Annotated in this window: 3 protein-coding genes and 1 pseudogene; 3 read left to right on the top strand and 1 reads right to left on the bottom strand. The window is 67.9% G+C overall.

Annotation, left to right across the window (positions count from 1 at the left end):
* From ABSF49_RS20855 to ABSF49_RS20845, 3 genes and pseudogenes are all read left to right on the top strand, one after another.
* Positions 1-249, top strand: a pseudogene (locus tag ABSF49_RS20855) (acetyl-CoA C-acyltransferase); the annotation flags it as partial.
* Between the two features lie 10 nt (positions 250-259).
* The gene (locus tag ABSF49_RS20850; RefSeq protein WP_424114553.1) at positions 260-667 is read left to right on the top strand and encodes a cupin domain-containing protein; all 408 of its coding nucleotides are present in this window, start codon (positions 260-262) and stop codon (positions 665-667) included.
* 44 nt (positions 668-711) lie between these two features.
* Positions 712-2,916 (top strand): FAD-dependent oxidoreductase, encoded by a 2,205-nt coding sequence (locus ABSF49_RS20845; RefSeq protein WP_424114552.1) that lies wholly within the window; start codon positions 712-714, stop codon positions 2,914-2,916.
* Positions 2,917-3,073: 157 nt separating this feature from the next.
* Here ABSF49_RS20845 and ABSF49_RS20840 read toward each other — a convergent pair.
* Positions 3,074-4,471 (bottom strand): mannose-1-phosphate guanylyltransferase/mannose-6-phosphate isomerase (locus ABSF49_RS20840; protein ID WP_424114551.1); only part of this gene is annotated, 1,398 nt, incomplete at its 5' end.

Raw genomic sequence — 4,471 nt, 5'->3', positions numbered from 1 at the left:
GATCTGTTCGAGGTCAACGAGGCCTTCGCCTCGGTGGTGCTGCGCTACCTGCAGGCGTTCGATCTCGATCCCGACAAGGTCAACGTCAACGGCGGCGCGATCGCCCTCGGTCATCCGCTCGGCGCGACCGGGGCGATGATCCTCGGCACGGCGCTCGACGAACTGGAGCGCCTGGGCAAGCAGACGGCGCTGATCACGCTGTGCATCGGCGGCGGCATGGGCACCGCCACCGTGATCGAGCGAGTGTGAGGGCCGCGCGATGCCGAAGATCGATATCGCCGCCCTGCCGATCGACGCCCGGACCGGCTATCCGCCGCCGCACGACAAAGCCGTCGTCGGGCGTTCGCGCAAGCGGCTCGGCGCCGCCGCCGGCCTCGATCAATTCGGCGTCAACTTGACGACGCTGAAGCCGGGCGCCGCCTCGACATTGCGACACTGGCACGAGAACGAGGACGAGTTCGTCTATGTGCTCGAGGGCGAACTGGCGTTGGTCGAGGACGAGGGCGAGACCATCATGCTCGTCAACCGCTCCGACCGCGACGCCGTCTACCTCGAGATCGGCACGCGCGCCAAGCGCGAACGCGCCCATTACTCGGACGTCGATCTTGCCGTCGTCAAGGACGAGGCCGGCCTCCGCTACAGCCGCAAGGACGGAACGCCGCTCTGACCGCGACCGCCTTCCCCTTTTTCGCCGATATCGGAGATAAGCCGATGACCACGCAGAATTTCCGCTTCGACGTCGACGCCGACGGCGTCGCGCTGATCACCTGGGACATGCCCGGCCGGGCGATGAACGTGCTGACGCCGGAGGCGATCGAAGACCTCAACGAGTTGGTCGACAAGGTCGCCGCCGACGCCGCGATCAAGGGCGCGGTCGTCACCTCCGGCAAGGCGACCTTCTCCGGCGGCGCAGACCTCACGATGCTGCAAGGCTTGGCGCAGGAATACGCGCGCGTCGCCAAGGCGGAGGGCGAGGAGGCGGCGATGCGCGTCTTCTTCGACCGCGTGCGCCAGCTTTCGCTCATCTACCGCAAGCTCGAAAGCTGCGGCAAACCGTTCGCCGCGGCGATCAATGGCGTCTGCATGGGCGGCGCCTTCGAGCTCGCGCTCGCCTGCCATTATCGCATCGTCGCCGACAGCGACAAGGCGCGCGTCGGCCTGCCGGAGATCAAGGTCGGCCTGTTCCCCGGCGCCGGCGGGACCCAGCGCGTCGCGCGGCTGATGCCGACGCCCGACGCGCTGCAGATGCTGTTCCGCGGCGACCAGCTCAAGCCGGCCGCCGCCAAGAAGATGGGCCTCGTCCACGACGTCGCGCCGGCCGACGAAATCGTCGCGCGGGCGAGGGAATGGGTGAAGGCCAATCCGGGCGCGAAGGCGCCGTGGGACGACCCGAAGTTCAAGGCCCCGTCGGGCAAGGTGTTCTCGCCCGCCGGCATGATGATCTGGCCGCCCGCCAACGCGATCCTGCGCCGCGAGACCTACGACAATTACCCCGCCGCCAAGGCGATCCTGGCGAGCGTGTTCGAGGGCCTGCAACTGCCGATCGACCTCGCGCTGGCGGTCGAGAGCCGCTACTTCGTCAAGATCCTGCGCTCGAAGGAAGCGGCGGCGATGATCCGTTCGCTGTTCATTTCCAAGGGCGAGCTCGACAAGGGCGTGCGCCGGCCCGCCGGCGCCGCGCCGACGACCTTGCACAAGATCGGCGTGCTCGGCGCGGGCTTCATGGGCGCCGGAATCGCCTATGTCGCGGCGAGCGCCGGGCTCGAGGTCGCGCTGATCGACCGCGACCAGGAATCGGCTGACAAGGGCAAGGCGCATTCGGAGAAGCTGATCTCCAGCCAGATCGCCAAGGGCCGCGCCAAAAGCGCCGACCGCGACGCGCTGCTGGCGCGCATCCACGCCAGCGCCGACTATGCGACGTTGAAGGGCTGCGACCTGGTGGTCGAGGCGGTGTTCGAGGATCGCGGGGTGAAGAAGGAAGCGACCGAGAAGGCGCAGGCCGTGCTCGGCGGCGACGTGATCTTCGCCTCCAACACCTCGACCCTGCCGATCGCCTCGCTCGCCGAGTCGGCTCAAAAGCCGGAGAATTTCATCGGCGTCCATTTCTTCTCGCCGGTCGACAAGATGATGCTGGTCGAGGTCATCATGGGGGCCAAGACCGGAGCGCGCGCGCTTGCCACGGCGCTCGACTTCGTCCGCGCGATCAAGAAGACGCCGATCGTCGTCAACGACTGCCGCGGCTTCTTCGTCAACCGCTGCGTCACCAACTACATGGTCGAGGCGCACAAGATGCTGATGGAAGGCGTGCCGCCGGCGATGATCGACAACGTCGCGCGCATGGCCGGCATGCCGGTCGGGCCGCTGGCGCTCAACGACGAAGTCGGCGTCGACCTATCGTGGAAGATTCTCCAGGCGGCGAAGAAGGACCTCGGCCCGCAGGCGGTCGATTCCGATCAGGAGAAGCTGATCGAGGCGCTGGTGGTCAAGGAGCAGCGCTTCGGCCGCAAGAACGGCAAGGGGTTCTATGATTATCCGGCGGCGGGGGCGAAGACGTTGTGGCCCGGGCTGGCGAAGATCGCCGGCAAGACGCTCGATCCGGATGCGATCGACGTGCAGGAGCTGAAGGACCGCTTCCTCTACACGGCGGCGCTGGAGGCGGCGCGCTGCATCGAGGAAGGCATCGTCACCGACCCCCGCGAGGCCGACGTCGGCTCGATCCTCGGCTTCGGCTTCGCGCCGTTCACCGGCGGCGTGCTGTCGCTGATCGACGGCGTCGGCGCCAAGGCGTTCGTCGCGCGCGCCGAGGCGCTGGCGGCGAAACATGGGCCGCGCTTCGCGCCGGGCGACGGGCTGAAGGCGATGGCGGCCAAGGGCGAGAGCTTCTACGGCCGCGCCGCCGCCAAGGCTGCAGCGTAGCGCGCGTCGCATTTGGATTCATGCGGACCTCATCCTGAGCCGCTCTCGCGACAGCGAGGGCGAGTCGAAGGATGCTCCAGGGTTCGCGTCAACGCGCATTGTGGAGCGTCCTTCGAGGCCGCTTCGCGGCGAATCGCTCGCGTGACGTTGCCGCGATTCAATCCTTCGACGGCCGATGGTAGAGGTCGTCGAGGCGGATGATGTCGTCCTCGCCGAGATAGGAGCCGGTCTGCACCTCGATCAGCTCGAGCTCGATCTTGCCCGGATTGGCGAGGCGATGAACGACGCCGATCGGCAGGAAGACCGACTCGTTCTCGTGCACCATCAGGTCTTCAGCGCCGCGCGTGACCTGCGCCGTGCCCTTGACCACCACCCAATGCTCGGCGCGGTGGAAGTGCTTCTGCAGCGACAGCTGGCGGCCGGGCGAGACGACGATGCGTTTGACCTGATAGCGTGGGCCGGAATCGATCGACTGGTAATAGCCCCACGGACGGTAAATGCGCTTGTGCTCGGTCGCCTCCGGCCGCCCGTCGATCTTGAGCGCGTCGACGAGCGCCTTGACCTTGTCGCCCTCGCCGCGCTTCAGCACCAGCACGGCGTCCTGGGTCGACACCACCGTGACGTCGTCGACGCCGACCACCGCCGTCAGCAGGTCGTCCGAGCGGATGTTGACGTTCTTGGCGTCGAGGGCGACGCCGTTGCCATGGATGGCGTTGCCGTCGGCGTCATGGGGGCTGAGCTTCCACACCGCGTCCCAATTGCCGACGTCCGACCAGCCGATGTCGGCCGGCACCACCGCGGCGCGATGGGTGCGCTCCATCACCGCGTAGTCGATCGACTTCTTCGGCGATTGCTCGAACGCCGTCTTGTCCAGGATGAGAAAGCCGAGATCCTCGCGCGCCGCGGCGAGCGCCGCGGCGGCCGCTTCGGCCATCTCCGGTTCGAAGGCGTGCAACTCCGACAGCATCGCGTCGGCGCGGAAGAAGAAGTTGCCCGAGTTCCACAGATAGCCTTCCGCCACGTAGCGCTTAGCGGTCTCGCGGTTCGGCTTCTCGACGAAGGCGGCCACGCGGCGCGCGTCGCCGACGCCGAGCGAATCGCCGGGGCGGATGTAGCCGTAACCGGTCGCCGGCTCGGTCGGGGTGACGCCGAGCGTCACGATCGCGCCCTCGACGGCGGCGGCTTCGGCGGCGGTCGAGCAGACGGCGAGAAAACCTTTCTGGTCGAGCACGACGTGGTCGGCGGCGAACACCGCCACGACGGTGTGCGGATCGCGCGCAGCGCCGATCTCGGCGGCGACCGCCACCGCCGCGCCGGAATCCCGGCGCGCCGGCTCGATGACGATCTGCGCCTTGGCGCCGATCTCCTCGAGCTGCTCGCGCACCAGGAAGCGGTAGTCGCGGTTGGTGACCACCACCGGCTCGTCGAACATCGGCGCATCGAGGCGCTTGATCGTCTGCTGGAAGGTCGAAGCCGTGCCGATCAGCGGGATGAACTGCTTCGGCATGGTCTCGCGCGATTCGGGCCACACCCGCGTGCCAGCGCCGCCGCACAT

It is taken from the genome of Roseiarcus sp. (assembly GCF_049514155.1).
In the GTDB taxonomy this organism is placed as follows: domain Bacteria; phylum Pseudomonadota; class Alphaproteobacteria; order Rhizobiales; family Beijerinckiaceae; genus Roseiarcus.
The sequence above is the reverse complement of the archived record's forward strand: the minus strand, read 5'-3'. Positions and strand labels throughout refer to the sequence as shown.